A 17,856-nucleotide genomic window follows, 5' to 3' on the forward strand; every position below is an offset into this window, starting at 1 on the left:
GTGGGGGAACTCCGAACATGCGCGCACTGCGAATACTCCTGGTCGTCGTCGTGATCCTGGGCGGGCTCTTCGTCGTCGTCGACCGGGTCGCGGTGTACTTCGCCGAGGGCCAGGTCGCGGACAAGCTCAAGACCAGGGAGAACCTCGCCGATACCCCCGACGTGTCCATCAAGGGCTTTCCGTTCCTCACTCAGGTCGCGTCCGGCTCGCTGGACGACGTCGAGGTCGGCATCAAGGACTACGAGGCGACCACCGGCGAGGCCGGCAAGACCGTCCGTATCGACGACCTCAAGGCCGACATGAAGGGCGTCGACTTCTCCGGCGACTACAGCTCCGCGACGGCGTCCTCGGCGACGGGGTCGGCGATGATCTCGTACGACGAGCTGCTGAAGGCGGCGAAGTCCGAGCCGACGTCCGTCTTCCCGGGTGTCAAGGCCCAGGTCGTCGGCCTCTCCGACGGCGGCAACGGCAAGATCAAGGCCAACATCAAGATCACGTCCAGTGTCGGGACCCTCGGGACCCAGACCTACCCCGTGCTCAGCTCGGTCACCGTCGAGGACAACAAGGTGAAGGTGCACGCCGACTCGCTGCCCAAGCTGGCCGTCGCCCTCGCCGACTCCCGGATCCGCAGGATCACCGACTTCCAGCAGACGATCGACAAGCTGCCCGGCGGCATCAAGCTGGACAAGGTCGTGGCGGCACAGGACGGCGTGGAGATCACCGTGAGGGGTTCGGGCGTCAGGCTCGCCGGGTAGTACACGGAGTCCGAGGTGCGAGACGGTCCTGTCCGTACGGCAGATGCGAGGCGACGGCGGACACCCGTGAGTCCCGTCGCCGACCGCCCGCAGTCGCCCGCAGTCGCCCTCAGTCGTCCACAGCGGCATCGGATCTCACATCTCGGACGATCGCATCTCAAAATATGACACACCGGTGACATGCCCGCCGGTCCGTCCCTACGATCGAGCCCATGAGGCGACAAGCGGATCTCACCAAGCGGCGGGCAGTGGACCTGTGCCGTGTGGCCGCCATGCTCTGTCGCCCGTTCTGAGCGGAAACCGCGGTTCCGCATCCCCGGCAATCGCAGCATTGCCAGCATTCCCCGCATTCCCTGCATGTGCCCTGACCCGGGCACCCGTGCGCCGCTCCCTTCCGGTGAGCGCGCACCCCTCGCACACGCACGCCCCGCCGTACCTGCCCCGGAGGAGAGAGCATGAGCCGCACCGACGTCCTGGTAGACGCCGACTGGGTCGAGGCCCACCTGGACGACCCCAGCATCGCCGTCGTCGAGGTGGACGAGGACACGTCCGCCTACGAGAAGAACCACATCCGCAACGCCGTCCGGATCGACTGGACCAAGGACCTCCAGGACCCGGTCCGCCGCGACTTCGTCGACCAGGGGGGCTTCGAGAAGCTCCTCTCCGCGAAGGGCATCGCCAACGACACGCTGGTGATCCTCTACGGCGGCAACAACAACTGGTTCGCGTCGTACGCGTACTGGTACTTCAAGCTCTACGGCCACGAGAACATCAAGCTCCTCGACGGCGGCCGCAAGAAGTGGGAGCTGGACGCCCGCGAGCTGGTCCAGGAGGTCCCGGAGCGCGCCGCGACGACCTACACGGCCAAGCCGCAGGACACCTCGATCCGCGCCTATCGCGACGAGGTCGTCGCCGCGATCGGCGCGCAGAACCTGGTCGACGTACGCTCGCCCGACGAGTTCTCCGGCAAGCTGCTCGCCCCTGCCCACCTGCCGCAGGAGCAGTCGCAGCGCCCGGGCCACGTCCCGACCGCCCGCAACATCCCGTGGTCGAAGAACGCCAACGACGACGGCACCTTCAAGTCCGACGACGACCTCAAGGCGCTCTACGCCGGCGAGAACATCGACCTGGCCAAGGACACCATCGCCTACTGCCGTATCGGTGAGCGCTCGGCGCTGACCTGGTTCGTGCTGCACGAGCTGCTCGGTGTGCAGAACGTCAAGAACTACGACGGCTCCTGGACCGAGTACGGCTCCCTCGTGGGCGTGCCGATCGAGCTCGGCGCCGCCAAGTAGGACGCGGTACGACCACCCGCACGACGACCTGCACGACGACCTGCACGACCACTCTCTCGACCCCGACCTCTCAGAACCCCTTCTTCAGGAGTACGCCATGTGTGGAGCGAAGGCCGGCGGCCCGGACCCCTCGACCATCAAGCCCGGTGAGACCACCATCCAGGGTCAGGTGACCCGTGACGGCGAGCCGGTGACCGGCTACGTCCGCCTGCTGGACTCGACCGGCGAGTTCACCGCCGAGGTCCCGACCTCGGCGACGGGCCAGTTCCGCTTCTACGCGGCCGAGGGCACCTGGACCCTGCGCGCCCTCGTCCCCGGCGCCACCGCCGACCGCACGGTCGTCGCCCAGCAGGGCGGCCTGGCCGAGGTCGCGATCGCCGTCTGAGTCCGACGGCGGTCACCCGCCCGACCCGCAGCGGGCAAGCCGGAGGGCCGTGTCCCGGGACCCAGCGTCCCGGGACACGGCCCTCCGCCGTACGGTCCCTCGCCCCTGAGCCCTTACGGCCCTTGCGGCCTTACGCCCGCGCGATCGGGGACGCCGACCTACGCTTGAGACATGTACGCGCGTCGCCGGCATGTGTACTTCGCCATGATGGGGATCTGCGTCACGCTCTTCGTCCTGGCGTGGGGCGTCGTGCGCATCTGGTCGGTACCGGCGGCCGTCGCCATGTGCGTGGTCGCGATGGTCATCCCGCCGGTGGCTGCCATGGTCGCCAACCGGCGGGGCCCGGAGGACCGCTGGTGGGACGAGCCGTCCGGCGACCCCCAGTCGGACGAGTGGTGGGACGAACTGGACGGCAAGAAGCGGCCTCAGTAACCGTCACGGCCCCGTTGGGCCGACCGGTCGGTATCGGTCAGTAGACCAGGGCCTGTGTCCCGTCCGCCATGACCTCCTGCACGAAGACCTGTGCCCCCGCGATCCGGACACCTTCGATCACGTCCTTCTCCGTGATGTCGCGCCGGGTCGCACACTGGGTGCACAGCGTGAGACGGCCGCCCGCAAGGATCGAGTCGATCAGATCGGGCAGCGGGGCCGCGTGCGGCAGCTCGAACTCGGCGGCGCGCCCCGGGAGCGCGAACCACGAGGACTCCCCGGTCAGCCACACGGACACGTCGACGCCGCTCGCCATCGCCACCGCCGCCACCGTGAACGCCTGCGAGCAGCGCTCGGGGGCGTCGGCCCCCGCCGTCACCTTGATCACCAGCTTGTTCGCCATGGTCGAATCGTAATCAACCCCGCTACAACTCCATGGACATGCCATGAGTCTGCTGTGAAGTGCGGATACAGAACCGCACTTCACGTTCTGTTGGGGGACGTCGTGGAAGTCCAGCACGCAGCGGATGGCACGGAAGAGACGAACGGAGTGGTAAGCACGGACGACAGCATTCAAGACCGGACACAAGACAGTGAGGGCGAGGCGGCGAGCGCTGCCGGGGGCGGAGAGGTGACCGCAGCGGAGGGCGAAAAGGCAACCGCAGTCGACGCCGTCGAGGCGGACCAGGCCGCGCCTCCCGCGCCTCCCGCGCCTCCCGCGCTTCCCGTACCTCCCGTGCTTTCCGTACGGCGTCGCGGACGTCGCACCGCCCTGCTGATCGCCGGCGCCGCCGCCCTGGGCATCGTCGCGGGTACTTGCACCGGCTATGTCGTCCAGGCCGGCCGCACGCCAACCAAGCTCCCCTCGCTCTCCCAGCCCGCCCTCGCCCAGGCCAAGGGCCCGGCCCCCGAGCCGCTGTCCGCCGCCCAGGACCGCCAGGTGAAGACCGACGGCGACCTGCGCAAGCTGCTGCTCCAGCGGCCGAAGGGGGCGCGGGACAGGGATTACATCTCGGTCGAGGACGGGTGGATGGGCATCGGGGAGTACGCGGACCTCTTCGAGAACCCCAAGGCCGCCTTCGACGACCTTGTCTCCGACGAGTTCCGCCGTGGTGCCATCACCGCCTGGGGGGTGGGCAGCACCTACACCGTGGAGATCCGGCTGGTGCAGTACCGGCAACAGGAGACGGTGGCCGCGTCCGACTGGGCGGTCGGCCAGACCGACTGGGCCGACAAGGAGCCGAACACCGAGAGCTGGCCCATCGACGGTACCGGTGACGGCATGGCGTACGTCCATCACAACCCCGAGCGGAAGCCCGGGTACCTCGACATGTACAAGGCCGAGGCGGTCGCCTGGCGCGGTGACCTCGTCATGGAGATCTGGATCACCGACACCAAGCAGATCCCGAAGAAGGACATCGTGGACCTGGCCGAGCGGCAGATGGAGCGGCTGTGAGCGAGAGCCTGGAGACCCCGGAAGCCCCGGAAGCCCCGGAGGGCGCTCCGGTCCCGGAGAACCCGGAGAACCCGGAGAACCCGGAGCCCGCCGCGGCGGTCGATGCCCCGCCCGCCGAGAAGCCCGTCCGGCGCGGCCGTATCGCCGCCGTCGCGGGTGTCGGTGTGCTGCTTGCCGCGGTCGTCGGCGGTGTCGGATTCACCGTCGTCACCGTGCAGGGCGCCGACCGTGACGCGGGCGGTCCGGTGTGGCACCTGCCGAAGACCAAGGACGCCGAGGCGAAGACGGCTGCTCCGTCCGGGCTCGCCGGGATGCTCGTGCCGTACGACGGCCACTGGACGCCCGGCCCCGACATCGCGCAGTTCGGCTCGGACCGGCAGCTCAGCGGCGCCGAGGCCACCGCCCTGCGCAAGGAGTCGCTGCGCGATCTGCCCCGCACCCAGCGCAAGCGGGTGGAAAAGCTGATCGACAAGGAGCACATCAAGGGGATGGCGATGCGCAGCTATCTCCTCGGCAACTCCCGCTACAGCGACGATCACTCCTCCGCCGTCAGCATCGTGCTGTCCCAGCTGGAGGATCAGGCGGACGTCAAGGCCGCGTCGACGTTCCAGAGCGGATTCCTCGACGCCCTGGGCGTCTTCCGCAAGGGCCCGGCCATCAAGGGCTTCAAGAACGCGAAGTGCTTCCTGCGGCCCAAGGACGCCGGGGAGAAGCTCGACGCGATGATGTGCTCCGCCTACCAGGGCGACGTGCTGGTCACCGTCAACGCCAGCGGTCCCAAGCCGATGGGTACGGGCGCCATCGCGAAACTCCTGGAGGAGCAGCTCCACCGCATCAAGGAACCGGGGAGGTCCGTATGACCGAGCAGCAGCAGACGCAGTACGAGCCGGACGCCCTCCCGCAGGACCCGGAGCGGGAGCCGGACGCCCTCCCGCAGGACCCGGAGCCGAAGCCGGACGCGGAACCGCGCCAGGAACCGACCCCGGCGCCGATCCTTGCACCCGCCCCGGAACCGACCCCGGAACCCGCCCCGGCACCGGAAACAACCCCCGCACCCCGCCCCAGGAAGGACCGCCGCATCCTCCGTGCCGCCCTCCGCTGGACCGCCGCCGTCGTCGTGTTCGCGGCGTGCGGCGCGGGCACCGCGTACGGCATCACCGGCATGGACCGCACCGACGTGCCCGGTCTGTCCACCCGGTCGGACGGCCGCTGGGACTACCCCACGCTGGTGAAGCCGCCGCTGCCCGCCGGCAGCCCAGGGTTGTCGGCCGACACGAACAAGGGCGCTGTGCACTACGCGGACCTGCGGGAACTGGTGCTGCCCGCGCCGAAGGGCGCCAAGGCCGACCCGGCGCTGCGCGGGAAGGACGGCTGGCTGGACCGGAAGGTCTTCCTCGCGGAGTTCACCAAGGACCAGCGAGAGGACCTGGCGCAGAAGCTCACCGACTACGGTCTGCGGCACATCGCGGCGCGCGGCTGGACCATGCCCGACGGCACCCGGTCCCGGATCTATCTGCTCCAGTTCTCCACGGCGGCCGTCGCGGAGAGGGTGGCGTCGGACGAGTTCACCGATTACTCGTCCCCGGTGCACCCGTTCCGCGGAGCGGAGCTCTACCAGCCGGACGAGGGATTCTCGACCATCCCCAGGCCGAAGGAGGTCAGCGTCATGCCGTACGTCGAGCAGAAGCCCTACGGCGCCGAGCAGCTCAGGCTGGCCTATGTGTCGGCCGGTGACACGTTGGCCGTCGTCGTCCAGTCCCGCAAGGACGCGGCGAAGGCGGTGCCGTTCCACCAGACGGTGACCCTCCAGGGCGAACTCCTCTCCTGAGCCCGCCCCAGCCCCGCCCTGACCCCGCCCTGCCCCCGCCCCGCCCCCGGATCGGGCCTCGCCTCCGGACCCCGGGCCCCAGCCGCGTAAGCTGGGGCCCGGTCCTGTGTACGCACCGCACACTCCGCTCAGCAAGGAGCAGCCCCGTGGAGATCTTCTTCGACACCATGCTGGCCATCATCTGCGTCGGCGTGCTCGCCTTCGCGGGGCTGACCGTGATGAAGCTGTACCAGGGCCAGCGCTGAACCTCCGAAGTCGACGTCACGTCCAGGGAAAACCGCAACTCATGATCGAGATTCCGTCCGACCTCCACAAGGACCTGGTCCCGCTCGCCTTCCTGCTCGGCAACTGGGCCGGCGCGGGCGTGCACGACTTCCCCGGTTCCGAGAAGTGCAACTTCGGACAGGAGGTCAGCTTCACCCACGACGGGCGCGACTTCCTGGAGTACCGCTCCCACACCTGGGTGCTGGACCAGTCCGGCGAGAAGGTGCGCCCGCTGGAGTCCGAGCACGGGTTCTGGCGGATCCACGACGCCCGCAAGGTCGAGGTCACGATGACCCGCGACGACGGCGTCATCGAGATCTGGTACGGCGAACTGGCCCACAAGAAGCCGCAGATCGACCTTGTCACGGACGCCGTGGCGCGCACGGCCGCCTCCCAGCCCTACAGCGGCGGCAAGCGGCTGTACGGCTATGTGAAGGGCGACCTGATGTGGGTCGGGGAGAAGCAGACCCCCGAGGTCGAGCTGCGCCCCTACATGTCGGCCCACCTGAAGAAGGCCGTCACCCCGGAGGAGGTCGAGCGCTGGGCCAAGGCCCTGCCCGACGACCTGCCGGACGACGGGATCGCCTTCTTTCGCTGAGTGCCCCGGTCCGCGTCGCTCCCGCTCCGGTCCGCCCCGGTCCGCGTCGCTCCCGCTCCGGTCCGCCCCGGTCCGCGTCGCTCCTGCCCGGTCCGCGTCGCGCCGCTGCGGCCCGCCCCGGACCGCCTTGGTACGCGTCGGCCCGCGCCACCACCCCCCGAAGTCCTAGACTTTCCTTGTGGTGAGCACCGACTGGAAGACTGATCTGCGGCAGCGCGGATACCGGCTGACCCCGCAGCGGCAGCTCGTGCTCGAAGCCGTGGACACCCTGGAGCACGCGACCCCCGACGACATCCTGGTCGAAGTACGCAGGACGGCGTCGGGGGTCAACATCTCCACGGTGTACCGCACCCTGGAGCTCCTGGAGGAGCTCGGACTCGTCAGCCACGCCCACCTCGGGCACGGCGCGCCGACGTACCACCTCGCGGACCGCCACCACCACATCCATCTGGTCTGCCGCGACTGCACCGATGTCATCGAGGCGGATCTGGAGGTGGCGGCCTCCTTCACCGCCGAGCTGCGCGAGCGGTTCGGCTTCGAGACGGACATGCGGCACTTCGCGATCTTCGGCCGGTGCAAGGAGTGCGCCCTGAAGGGTTCAACTACCGAGTCGTAGGCTTGACCTTTATGAAGAGCCCCCTGCTGTCCCTGCCCGGAGCCGTCCCCGCCGAAGGCGCGGACGAAGGCGTCGCCGCGCACTACGGCGAACTGTTCCGAGAACAGCGCGCCCTCGCCGACGGCACCGGTTTCGTCGACCTCTCGCACCGGGGCGTCATCACCGTCTCCGGCGAGGACCGGCTCAGCTGGCTGCATCTGCTGCTCACCCAGCACGTCAGCGAACTGCCCGTGGGACAGGCCACCGAGGCGCTGATCCTCTCCGCGCACGGCCACGTCGAGCACGCGCTCTATCTGGTCGACGACGGCGCGACCGTCTGGGCGCATGTGGAGCCCGGCACCCAGGAGGCGCTGCTCGCGTACCTGGAGTCGATGAAGTTCTTCTACCGCGTCGAGGTCACCGACCGCACGGCCGACTTCGCGGTCGTCCATCTCCCGGCCGGTTCGATCACCGAGGCCCCGTCGGACGTCGTCGTGCGCGAGACACCGTACGGGCGTGATCTGTTCCTCCCGCGCGCGGACCTGGAGTCGTACGCCGGGAAGGCCGGTCCGGCGGCCGGGATCCTCGCCCACGAGGCGCTGCGCGTGGAGCAGCACCGCCCCCGGGTGGGCTTCGAGACCGACCACCGCACCATTCCGCACGAGCTGGGCTGGATCGGTACGGCGGTGCATCTCCAGAAGGGCTGCTACCGCGGCCAGGAGACGGTCGCCCGGGTCCAGAACCTCGGCAAGCCGCCGCGTCGGCTGGTGTTCCTGCACCTGGACGGCAGCGAGGTCCATCTGCCGCCGCACGGCACGGACATCCGGCTCGCCGCGGACGGTCCCGACGGCCGCAGGATCGGCTTCGTCACCACGTCGGTACGCCACCACGAGCTGGGCCCGATCGCCCTGGCCCTGGTGAAGCGCAACGTCCCGCTGGACGCGCCGCTGCTCGCCGGTACGACGGCGGCGGCGCAGGAAGTCGTCGTGGCGCCGTAGCTCCGGTCAGCTCTGTCGCGTGTGCCCCTGCGGGTCATATCTCCAGGAGGACGGTGAACGGGCCGTCGTTCGTCAGCGCGACGCGCATCCGTGCGCCGAAGCGGCCCGTCGCCACCGTCGCACCGAGGGCGCGCAACTGGGCGACCACCTCGTCGACCAGCGGTTCGGCCACATCGCCGGGCGCCGCTGCGTTCCAGGTGGGGCGGCGGCCCTTGCGGGCGTCCCCGTAGAGGGTGAACTGGCTGATGACGAGGAGGGGCGCGTCGATGTCGCTGCACGACTTCTCGTCGTGCAGCATCCGGACCGACCACAGCTTCCGGGCCAGCTGGGCCGCCTTCTCCTTGGTGTCCTCGTGGGTGACCCCGACCAGGACGCACAGGCCCTCGCCGTCGATCTGCCCCACGGTCTCGCCGTCCACGACGACGCTCGCGCCGTCCACCCTCTGCACCACTGCACGCATGCGGACCATCATGCCCGGCCGACGGACCCGGGCGGCCCGGCCGGCGGGGGAGGGGGCGCGTTCGGGGTCGCAAGGGCGTGTATAGATGTGAATGAGCGTATGCAGGCGCATGGAAGGCCTATCGAAAGTGGCGCACAAGGCGCGCGGAGAGCGCGAATTGAGTGCGCTGGTGGATCGTGGGGCGTTCGCACGCGGTCCACAGGACGACTGTTTCTGATCCTTAACCCCCCATCTGGGGCCGTTCGGGGGCACTCGGTCACATAGCGGCCACCGGGGGTGGCACGATGCTTACCACACGCCGGTCGAGGGGACGGTAGAGGCACATGAGCACACGCAGTACCGAGCGGCTGGGCATGACCAGGCCCCCCGCACAGCGCAGCGACAGTCCACCATTGCCCACGGCGGTCCCGGGACCCGAGCTGACCGGGCTGAGCCTGCCCGAGCTGCGCGCCCTGCGCCGGGACGCCCAGCGCGACGAGGCCGACCTGAGCTATGTCCGGCGGCTGCTCCAGGGGCGGATCGACATCCTGCGCGCGGAACTGACCCGCCGCTCCCCGGAGCCGACGGCGCCGGTGGTCGACCGACTCCCGGAGATCCTGACCGACGGCCCCGCCCGCACCCGCTCCTCCGCCCGGCACGTCACTGTGGGCACCCCGTACGGCGAGGAGTACCGGCTGCTGGCCGCGGAGATGCTAGGCGAGGTCGAACTGTCCGACCTGGAGGCCCGCACCGACGCCGAACTGAACACCGCCATGGGCCGCCTCGTGCACTGCGAACGCCACGTCTCCCGCAGACGCCAGCACCTCCAGCGCACCACCGACGACTGCAGCGCGGAGATCACCCGCCGGTACCGGGAGGGCGAGGCACAGGTGGACGACCTGGTCGACGACTTGGTGGAGGACCTGCTGGTGTGACGGCGGGGCGCGGGGTGGCCGGTGCGGCCAACAGCAGGGCTGTCCGCAGGCTGCGGACTTATACAGCCGACGCAGCCTGCAACCCCCTAAGGGGCGCGGGGAACTGCGCGACCAGCCACAACGCACCCGCACACGACAACGCACCCACCGCCGGAGGCAACCGCACCCACCGCCGGAGGCAACCGCACCCACCGCCGGAGGCAACCGCACCCACCGCCGGAGGCAACCGCACCCACCGCCGGAGGCAACCGCGCTCGGCCGGGTGCGGGAAGAACGAGCGGGCGTCGCCCGGTCGGCCGACGCCCTGCTGCGTACGTCCAGGCGACCATGGTGCCCGGACCTGTTCTGAGCGCTCCTTCCTGCCGACGACGGGTGGACATCCGTAGCTAGCTGTAGCTGTAGCTGTTCAGTTGTCGGTGTGGAGTTGTGACTGTGCATGCCCTGTTCGGTTGTCGCTGTTCATGTGCCGGTGTTCAGTTGTGACTGTGCTTCTCCGGTACCGATCGGGCTCCGGCTCCCCTCCAGGGTGAGAGCCCGGTCGGCCGGACGAGTTCCCCCGCCGTCCCCCTGGTGGCCAACCGCTTGAAGACTTGACCATGTTGCCCAAGTTGGCAGCCAACTTCAATTGGGTTATCTCCATTTGGAAGCGTCTCATAACCACCTTCCCATTAACTGACGGAAGATGGCGGGAAGTTGTAGTGTTTGTGTGTGGAACCGGGACACGCCTCCGTCAATGGGCGGAAGACGGCACAGCGGCCACGCACGTCACACCAAGAGGTGGCCGACGAGTTGCGCGCCCGGATCAGGTCCGGGGAGCTGCGAGCAGGTCAGCGCATGCCCACGCAGGCCCAGTTGATGGACGAGTTCGGGGTCGAGCGCGGAGCGGTACGGCAGGCGCTGCGCATCCTCCAGTCCGAGCGGCTGCTGATCAACGCGACCCAGGGCAGCCCGGCCACGGTCGCCCCTGGCCTCGGCCGCGAACCGCTCTCCGACCTGGGCCTCGACCGGCCGCTGACCGGCCCTCAGGCCCCGCCGCAGCCCACCACGGTGGCCCTTGCGCCCCGTATTTCCCAGGCGTTCGCCGCGCCCCATGTGGAGATCGACGCCCTGTGTCTGACCTCGGTCTCTCTGGGGCTCGCCATCGGCGAACCGCTGCGTCAGATCCACGCCGGACGACTGGAACCGGCCAAGATCGACGTCCGGGTGCTGCTCCCCAGCAGGGAGATCACCCTCGCCTTCCCGGCCCCGGCCCCGGCCGTCCCTGCGGCACCCGCAGCAACATCGGACCCGTCGGCCATGGTGTCCACCCCGCCCGCCCCGCCCGCCGCGCCCGCGTCCTCGGCTGCCGGGCAGCTCCAGCGGCGCTGGCTGGCGCAGCGCAACGCCCAGGTGCAGGTGCTGCGCCACAATCTGCTGGAGCTGCGCTCGACCCACGGCGTCGACGTACAGGTGTCCTTCCGGGCGCTGCCGTTCACCCCGCCGGTCAAGCTGTACCTGCTCAACGGCACGGAGGCGCTGTTCGCCTACTACACGCTGGCCAGGCGGCAAGTGGAGATCGACCACGACCACCTGGAGATGTACGACGCCGTGGGCACCCAGTCGATGCTGTTCGCCTTCGAGCGGGGCGCCGGGCCCCGGGACACGACGTTCGTGGCGCAGTCGAGGGTGTGGTTCGACGCGCTGTGGGAGACGATCAGCTCGGACCTGTTGTTCACGAGCTGACCGTCGACCTGGGGCGAAGCCGGTTCACAGGGTCTGTTCACGGAGCCGGTTCACAGAGCCGGTTCACAGAGCCGGGCCAACAGAGCCGGGCCCACAGAGCCGGGCCAACAGAGCCGGGCTCACGGGGCCGGGCTCCCGGCGACCAGGATGGCGAGCAGCGCGGCCCCGACGGAGGCGATCGTCGCGCTCCTGACCTTGATCCCGATGCTGAACAGCAGCAGGCCGATGATGCCGGCGGTGCCGAACTTCCACTGGATGAGCTGCTCGAAGCCGTTCTCGACGACGGCGAAGACGATGGCGGATGCAGCAGGCACGGTGGTTCCCCCTTGAGACTGCCGGACAGTGAAGTGCGTGGATCATCACAACCGCTGCACAACCGCCGATCGCCGTTGACCGCTGTTGACCGCTCTGTGGACCACTCATGGCTGGGGAAGCAAAACTTCCACCAACTCAACCAAGTTGGTTACCAACTATGATTATGTTGTCCCCTCTTGGTTACTAGTTATAAACAACTCTCAAACAACTGCCGTAAGATAGGACGGAGTTGTAATGTCAATGGTCGTGACCCAGGAGAACGTGGCAGTGAACGGCAGCAGCAGACTCTCCCCCCAGGAGATCGCCGACGTCCTGCGGGAACGCATCCGCGTCGGAGAGCTCAAGGTGGGCACCCGGCTGCCCACTCAGGCCGAGCTCGCCGAGGAGTTCGGGGTGGAACGCGGCGCCGTACGCCAGGCCCTGCGCGTCCTCCAGGAGGCCGGACTGCTCAGCAACGTGAGCAAGGGCAGCCCGCCCCGGGTCGCCGAACCGGCCCGGGTACGGGGCGAGCCGCAGCCCACGATGGTGGCGCTGGCCCCCCGTCTGATCGAGGCGTTCCGGGTGCCGCATGTGCAGGTCGACGCGGTGTGCCTGACCGCGGAGTCCCTGATGCTGGGCCTCGGCGGGCCGATCCGTCTCATCCACAGCGGGGAACTACGCCCCAAATCGATCGACGTGCGCATCCTGCTGCCCTCCCGGGAGATCAACCTCGCCTTTCCGGTCCCTGTCGACGGGCGCGGTGAGGACGACCCGGTCCATCAGCGCTGGCTGGCCCAGCGCAACGCCCAGGGCCATGTCCTGCGCCACAACCTCCGCAGCCTGCGCACCTCGCACGGCATCGAGGTGCGGGTGACCTTCCGGGCGCTGCCGTTCACACCACCGGTGAAGCTGTACCTGCTCAACGAGACCGAGGCGCTGATGGCGTACTACATGGTCACGCGCCGCGAGGAGCCGACGGACGGCGGAACCCTCGACATGTACGACGTCCTGGGCACCGAGTCCCTGCTCTTCTCCTTCGAGGCCAGGGCCGGTCAGCGGGACGGGGCATTCACGGACGAATCGCAGAAGTGGTTCAACGCCCTCTGGGAAACCATCACGACGGACCTGACACTCTCCTAGTGACTTCTGATACGACGCAGACCAGCGCGCTGACCGAACTGACCGTCCACGCCGGAGTGGTGCTCTGGGACTTCGACGGGCCGGTCTGCCGGCTGTTCGCGCAGTACTCGGCACGGCTGGTCGCCAGTGACCTGGTGCGGTGGCTCGCGGGCCAGGGCCTGTACGGGCTGCTGACGGAGGACGAACGGACGTCCATGGACCCGCAGTTCGTGCTGCGTGCCGTGGACCGCCGGCATCCCGGCAGCGATCTGGTGACCGAACTGGAGGAACGTCTCACCAAGGAGGAGCTGAAGGCCGCGGCCTCCGCACTGCCGACCCCGTACGCCGACCCGCTCATACGGACCTGGGCGGCCCTCGGCTCCCGCATGGCGATCACGACCAACAACTCCCCGCTGGTGGTGCACGAGTACCTGGAGGGACGCGGCCTGCTGTCCTGCTTCGCCCCCCACCTCTACGGCCGCACCGAGAACCTCCACCTCCTCAAGCCGGACCCGCACTGCCTCAACCGCGCCCTGAACGCCATGGGTTCGGCCCCCGAGAACGCCCTGATGATCGGCGACGCCCCCTCCGACTGCATCGCCGCACGGAAGGCCGGCGTCCCGTTCCTCGGCTACGCGCGTAACGCGTACAAGGAGAAGCGGCTGAGGGAGGCGGGGGCCACGGATGTGGTGGGGTCGCTGGAGACGGTGCTCGACGCGGTACGGGCGGCGGTGCCCCGCCCCCAGCCCCGTCCCTAGCCCTGTCCCTGGACCCGCCCGGCCCTGCCGCGGCCCTGAGGCGGCGGCGGTGATGGCGGACATGTTCTCCACCTCTTTAGGTACGGTCGACGTGTGAGCGGACAGCAGACCGGTGATGAGGGCGGCACCAGGGAGTTCGAAAGGGTCGCCACAGAACTGCTGGCCCGGATCGACCGCGGGGACTATCCGGTCGGCCATCTTCTGCCTCCGCAGCGTGATCTCGCGGCGGAGTTCGGCGTCAGCCGGGTCACCGTTCAGCGCGCGCTCAAGGACCTGCAGGGCCAGGGCTGGATCACGTCGCGGCAGGGCAGCGGTTCGCGGGTGGTCAGGAGGCCGCCGGTGCGGTCCACGGTGCCCGCGGCCACCGACGTGTCCAGAGGAGTGTCCCTGGAGTCCCTCTTCGACCGCGCTTTCGAGCAGGCCGACGTGTCCCTGGACGTCTTCACGCTGACGTCGGAGACCCTGTACGGCCAGATCCAGGCCCAGGCTCTGCGTATCCGCAGGGGCAGCGTCGCTCCGCGGAGCATCAGCCTGCGCATGGTCCTTCCCACCGGGACGACGTACCTGCCCTATCCCCGGGCCATCGGGGACGAGGCGGACGAGGCGGACGAGGCGGACGAGCGCCTACGTGCGCGCCTGAACGGCATCACGGAACGCCATTCCGCTTCACTGGAGAGCACCCTCCGGGCACTGCGCGCAGAAGGACAGGTGCCCTCGGTGGACGTACAGATCCGCCGCGCACCGTTGACGCCCACGTTCAAGCTCTACGTGTTCAACCGGCGGGAAGTCCTGCACGGCCCCTACGAGGTGATCGTGCGCAAGATCGAGCTGAACTCGGGCGAGGAGGTCGAGGCGCTCGACGTGCTGGGCTTCGGATCGACGCTCACCCGCCATGTGACGGACGAGGACGAGGGGTCGGCGGACAGTGTCTTCGTCTGCAGCATGCAGTCCTGGTTCGACTCGGTGTGGTCCCTGCTCGCCTCATAGACATCAGCGGCGCTACCATCCGTCGCGCGAGCCACCGCTCCGGTTTCAAACGCTGAACCGCTGAACCGCTGAACCGCTGACACGCTGAAACACTGACACGCCTGGATATGGCAACCAGGCCAATTCCGTACGACGTCGCAACGGGCGATCACCTGCGCCATAAGCGCTCCGATGCTCCGATGTACCCTTTTGACATATCCAACTGGGACTTTGGTCGTTCGGAGTATTACCTGGGATCAGACGATCTAAGGTTCGCCATACCAATTGACCCTCTTGCACGCACGGAGCAGCCAGTGGGCGCACCTCCTGTTCCCGGAGCGTTTCTCCGGGAGTCTGCCGGCGAAGATCGCACCCGCGCGATCCGGGCGTTCGTCGAAGCCGCCAGATCCGGTCGGGCGAGCAGCGGCCACCACAACGACAACCACGTGGTCGAGCTGCCGGTGCACATCGCCCGACTGCTGGGCCGCGCGCCCGGGACCTCGGTGATCGTGCGCGTTCCGCGGCGTGATGTGCTTCCCGTGGTCATCAGGACGTGGCGCAAGGAGGCCGATGTCCTCCGCGCCGTCAGGAAGGTTCTCCCCCAGGCGCCGGAGTGCCTCGTCGAGGGGGACGACTTCGCCGTCCACAGCTATGTGGACGGCGTGCCGCTCTCCAGCGTGTGCGCGAACGACAAGCCGGTGGATGCGCTGATCGTGCGGGCGCTGGCCGAGCTGCTGGCCCAGATGACCAGAGTGCGTCTGAGATCCCTGCCGTCCCTGCCGGCCGGGTGGCCCGCCGCCCACACGGACAGCCAGGCGTTCCTCCGCAAGCTGGCCCACCTCGCCGACGCGCAGATTCGTCAGCCCAATTGGACCGTCTACGGCGGGTTGTTCGCCGCTCTCGGCATCCCGGACGACGCCCTGCTCCGGCTGGCCGATCGCGTGCCCGCTATGTCGCGGCGGCCCTTCAGCCTGCTTCACGCGGATCTGCACGGCGACAATGTGATCCTGGCGTACGGCGGCGATCCACCCCTCGTCTGCCTCGACTGGGAACTCGCCACCTTCGGCGACCCGTCTCACGACCTCGCCACCCACCTGGTGCGCATGCGTTACCCGGAGCGGCAGTGGCCGGAGGTGATCGAGGCCTGGGCGACAGCCATGCACGCCGTTCGGCCCGCCGCCGTGAACGGTCATGCCAAGGACCTCAAGCACTACGTCGATTTCGAACGCGCCCAGTCCGTGTTCCCGGACGTCATGCGGGTGGCGCAGCGGCTGGAGCACTCGTTCGATCAGGTGACGCTGGACCTGGCCACGCAGGAGGTCGGCCGGGCCCTGTCGGCGGCGGCAGAGCCACTCGGACTGCGGAACGTGCCGACCGAGAAGGAGATCGAGGGCGCTCTGCTGCGCTGGCAGGTGTCCCGGTGGGCGCTCGGCGGCGGCAGGCTCACGGCGTCGGACTTCGGCTGGGAGCCGGACCAACGCCTCGAAGAGCGCCGGGACTTCCCCCACTCCGCCGTGACCGAGGCGCTGCGCCAGGAGGGCGGGGCTTCGGCGAGCCGGGTCTTCAAGGGGACGGCGCACCTCAACACCGTGGTCCACGTGCCCGGCTACGACGCTCCCGTCGTCGTACGCCGCAAGCTGCCGAACGTGAGCCGGCGGGAGCCGCGCTATCTGAGCGAGCACGCCGTACTCCGTGAGATCGAACGGCTGACGACACCGGTCGCGGCCCCGAGAGTCCTGGCGCTGGGCACATGCTGCCAGGGGGAACCTTTCACCGTTCACACGTACGTAGGCCCGCGGCTCGACCGGACCGGCCTCGACCGGCCTCCCAGCCACCCCGTGAACGGCCTGCTGCCGCACGAGGCGGACGCACTCGTCGACCAGCTCTGCGCCCTGACGCAGGTGGACCCCCGGAAGATCGATCCGACGGCGGGAGCGGGCGGCTTCCATCCCTGGCTGACGAGCCAGCTCGTCGCCCTCGTACATGAACTGCCCCGGGAATCCGCACAACTCGCCCGCCTGCTCGGCCTGCCCGACGCCGCCCGGCTGGCGGACATCCTGGGCCGCCACACGGTGAGCCACCGGCGCCCCACCCTGCTGCACGGCGACCTGAACCCCTGGAACCTGGTCCGCCGCGACGACCACCTCGCCCTCACCATCATCGACTGGGAGATGGCCCTCGTCGGCGATCCCCTCTACGACATGGTCCGGCACATGCACCTCACCCCGACCCGCCCGGAGATCCGCGCCCGCATGTTCGCCCGCTGGGAGCGCAACCTGGACGCCGCACACACGGCCGACTGGCGACGGGACTGGCGCATCTACCGCTGGATCGAGATCGTCCGCTCCGCCTACATCGACCTCGACCGCCTGGCGACCGGAACAGGCCTGGACGCCCCCAACGTCCGCCGCGCGATCGACTCGTACGCGATGACCCTGGCCGCAGCCAGAGCCTCCCTGGGCCTCCCCACCCGCCCCACAGCCAACCCGTATCTGACCCGCGCGCTGGCATGACACTCCTGTTCCTCGACATCGACGGCACCCTGATCCCCTTCGGCGCCCCCTCCTACCCGGACCACAAGCCACCCCCCACCCACCCATCCGCCCCCACCCACCCCCTCCTCCCTCGCCTGGACCCGGCCCTGGGCCCCCGCCTCACCGCACTGGGCTGCGACCTGGTGTGGGCCACGACCTGGATGGAGGAGGCCAACGCCACCGTCTCTCCTTGGCTGGGCCTGCCACCCCTCCCGGTGCTCGACTGCCCGGACGAACAGGACCAGTCGCCCGCACCCCGTGGCCTGCACTGGAAGACGCCCCTGCTGGTCACCTGGGCGGCGGCCCGCCCCTTCATCTGGTTGGACGACGAGATCACCGCCACAGACCGCACCTGGGTCGAGACCCACCACCCGTCCCCGTCCCTCCTCCACCGAGTGAACCCCCGCGAGGGCCTGACGGACGCGGACTTCGCAGCACTGGAAAGGTGGCTGGCGGGGCTGCTGTAGCCCGATGCCTCAGGCGAAG

The 17,856-nt window shown here is 69.2% G+C and carries 21 protein-coding genes; 18 read left to right on the top strand and 3 right to left on the bottom strand.

Features of this window, described 5'->3' with window-relative positions:
* Positions 1 to 17: 17 nt before the first annotated feature.
* From ACSYGN_RS21655 to ACSYGN_RS21675, 5 genes are all read left to right on the top strand, one after another.
* A complete protein-coding gene (locus ACSYGN_RS21655) occupies positions 18 to 755 on the top strand; it encodes an LmeA family phospholipid-binding protein (RefSeq protein ID WP_460398058.1) in 738 nt (245 codons plus the stop codon).
* A 212-nt stretch (positions 756 to 967) separates the two neighbouring features.
* Positions 968 to 1,048: an Ms5788A family Cys-rich leader peptide gene (locus ACSYGN_RS21660; protein ID WP_351055874.1), complete on the top strand. Its 81-nt coding sequence runs from the start codon at positions 968 to 970 to the stop codon at positions 1,046 to 1,048.
* A 162-nt stretch (positions 1,049 to 1,210) separates the two neighbouring features.
* A complete protein-coding gene (locus ACSYGN_RS21665; protein WP_460398060.1) occupies positions 1,211 to 2,050 on the top strand; it encodes a sulfurtransferase in 840 nt (279 codons plus the stop codon).
* A gap of 97 nt (positions 2,051 to 2,147) precedes the next feature.
* Positions 2,148 to 2,435 carry a DUF1416 domain-containing protein gene (locus ACSYGN_RS21670; protein ID WP_460398062.1) on the top strand — a complete coding sequence of 96 codons (288 nt, stop codon included), beginning with the start codon at positions 2,148 to 2,150 and terminating at the stop codon, positions 2,433 to 2,435.
* 171 nt (positions 2,436 to 2,606) lie between these two features.
* A complete protein-coding gene (locus ACSYGN_RS21675; RefSeq protein ID WP_460398064.1) occupies positions 2,607 to 2,867 on the top strand; it encodes a DUF3099 domain-containing protein in 261 nt (86 codons plus the stop codon).
* Between the two features lie 37 nt (positions 2,868 to 2,904).
* Here the strand turns inward: ACSYGN_RS21675 and ACSYGN_RS21680 are convergent, their stop codons facing one another.
* Complete coding sequence (locus tag ACSYGN_RS21680) at positions 2,905 to 3,267, bottom strand: DsrE family protein (protein WP_460398066.1); 363 nt, start codon at positions 3,265 to 3,267, stop codon at positions 2,905 to 2,907.
* 333 nt (positions 3,268 to 3,600) lie between these two features.
* On the opposite strand from ACSYGN_RS21680, the gene ACSYGN_RS21685 reads away from it, so the two are divergent.
* From ACSYGN_RS21685 to ygfZ, 6 genes are all read left to right on the top strand, one after another.
* Entirely contained in the window at positions 3,601 to 4,320 is a 720-nt protein-coding gene (locus ACSYGN_RS21685) for a hypothetical protein (protein WP_460398068.1), read from the top strand.
* The gene (locus tag ACSYGN_RS21690; RefSeq protein WP_460398070.1) at positions 4,317 to 5,180 is read left to right on the top strand and encodes a hypothetical protein; all 864 of its coding nucleotides are present in this window, start codon (positions 4,317 to 4,319) and stop codon (positions 5,178 to 5,180) included. Before ACSYGN_RS21685 ends, ACSYGN_RS21690 begins: the two co-directional genes overlap by 4 nt.
* Positions 5,177 to 6,148: a hypothetical protein gene (locus ACSYGN_RS21695; protein ID WP_460398071.1), complete on the top strand. Its 972-nt coding sequence runs from the start codon at positions 5,177 to 5,179 to the stop codon at positions 6,146 to 6,148. Before ACSYGN_RS21690 ends, ACSYGN_RS21695 begins: the two co-directional genes overlap by 4 nt.
* Before the next feature lie 286 nt (positions 6,149 to 6,434).
* Complete coding sequence (locus tag ACSYGN_RS21700) at positions 6,435 to 7,010, top strand: heme-binding beta-barrel domain-containing protein (protein ID WP_460398073.1); 576 nt, start codon at positions 6,435 to 6,437, stop codon at positions 7,008 to 7,010.
* A gap of 178 nt (positions 7,011 to 7,188) precedes the next feature.
* The gene (locus tag ACSYGN_RS21705) at positions 7,189 to 7,626 is read left to right on the top strand and encodes a Fur family transcriptional regulator (RefSeq protein ID WP_460398075.1); all 438 of its coding nucleotides are present in this window, start codon (positions 7,189 to 7,191) and stop codon (positions 7,624 to 7,626) included.
* Between the two features lie 11 nt (positions 7,627 to 7,637).
* The gene (gene ygfZ, locus ACSYGN_RS21710; protein ID WP_460398077.1) at positions 7,638 to 8,603 is read left to right on the top strand and encodes a CAF17-like 4Fe-4S cluster assembly/insertion protein YgfZ; all 966 of its coding nucleotides are present in this window, start codon (positions 7,638 to 7,640) and stop codon (positions 8,601 to 8,603) included.
* A gap of 34 nt (positions 8,604 to 8,637) precedes the next feature.
* Here ygfZ and dtd read toward each other — a convergent pair whose 3' ends face one another.
* Positions 8,638 to 9,063 (bottom strand): D-aminoacyl-tRNA deacylase, encoded by a 426-nt coding sequence (gene dtd, locus ACSYGN_RS21715; RefSeq protein ID WP_460398080.1) that lies wholly within the window; start codon positions 9,061 to 9,063, stop codon positions 8,638 to 8,640.
* A gap of 323 nt (positions 9,064 to 9,386) precedes the next feature.
* Here dtd and ACSYGN_RS21720 point away from each other — a divergent pair, with 323 nt between their 5' ends.
* Together ACSYGN_RS21720 and ACSYGN_RS21725 are read left to right on the top strand one after the other, a co-directional pair.
* On the top strand, positions 9,387 to 9,977 hold the full coding sequence (locus ACSYGN_RS21720; RefSeq protein ID WP_460398082.1) for an RsiG family protein: 591 nt from the start codon (positions 9,387 to 9,389) through the stop codon (positions 9,975 to 9,977).
* 702 nt (positions 9,978 to 10,679) lie between these two features.
* Positions 10,680 to 11,699: a winged helix-turn-helix domain-containing protein gene (locus ACSYGN_RS21725; protein WP_460398084.1), complete on the top strand. Its 1,020-nt coding sequence runs from the start codon at positions 10,680 to 10,682 to the stop codon at positions 11,697 to 11,699.
* Between the two features lie 119 nt (positions 11,700 to 11,818).
* Here the strand turns inward: ACSYGN_RS21725 and ACSYGN_RS21730 are convergent, their stop codons facing one another.
* Positions 11,819 to 12,013, bottom strand: a complete 195-nt coding sequence (locus ACSYGN_RS21730) for a hypothetical protein (protein WP_460398086.1) — start codon at positions 12,011 to 12,013, stop codon at positions 11,819 to 11,821.
* A 241-nt stretch (positions 12,014 to 12,254) separates the two neighbouring features.
* Between ACSYGN_RS21730 and ACSYGN_RS21735 the strand changes: the two genes are divergently transcribed.
* From ACSYGN_RS21735 to ACSYGN_RS21755, 5 genes are all read left to right on the top strand, one after another.
* Complete coding sequence (locus ACSYGN_RS21735) at positions 12,255 to 13,133, top strand: GntR family transcriptional regulator (RefSeq protein ID WP_460403636.1); 879 nt, start codon at positions 12,255 to 12,257, stop codon at positions 13,131 to 13,133.
* Entirely contained in the window at positions 13,133 to 13,870 is a 738-nt protein-coding gene (locus ACSYGN_RS21740) for an HAD family hydrolase (protein WP_460398088.1), read from the top strand. Before ACSYGN_RS21735 ends, ACSYGN_RS21740 begins: the two co-directional genes overlap by 1 nt.
* A gap of 93 nt (positions 13,871 to 13,963) precedes the next feature.
* Positions 13,964 to 14,857 carry a GntR family transcriptional regulator gene (locus ACSYGN_RS21745; RefSeq protein WP_460398090.1) on the top strand — a complete coding sequence of 298 codons (894 nt, stop codon included), beginning with the start codon at positions 13,964 to 13,966 and terminating at the stop codon, positions 14,855 to 14,857.
* Between the two features lie 293 nt (positions 14,858 to 15,150).
* On the top strand, positions 15,151 to 17,349 hold the full coding sequence (locus tag ACSYGN_RS21750; RefSeq protein ID WP_460398092.1) for a phosphotransferase family protein: 2,199 nt from the start codon (positions 15,151 to 15,153) through the stop codon (positions 17,347 to 17,349).
* Positions 17,346 to 17,837, top strand: a complete 492-nt coding sequence (locus tag ACSYGN_RS21755) for an HAD domain-containing protein (RefSeq protein ID WP_460398094.1) — start codon at positions 17,346 to 17,348, stop codon at positions 17,835 to 17,837. Before ACSYGN_RS21750 ends, ACSYGN_RS21755 begins: the two co-directional genes overlap by 4 nt.
* Positions 17,838 to 17,856: the final 19 nt, after the last annotated feature.

It is taken from the genome of Streptomyces sp. YIM S03343 (assembly GCF_054729195.1).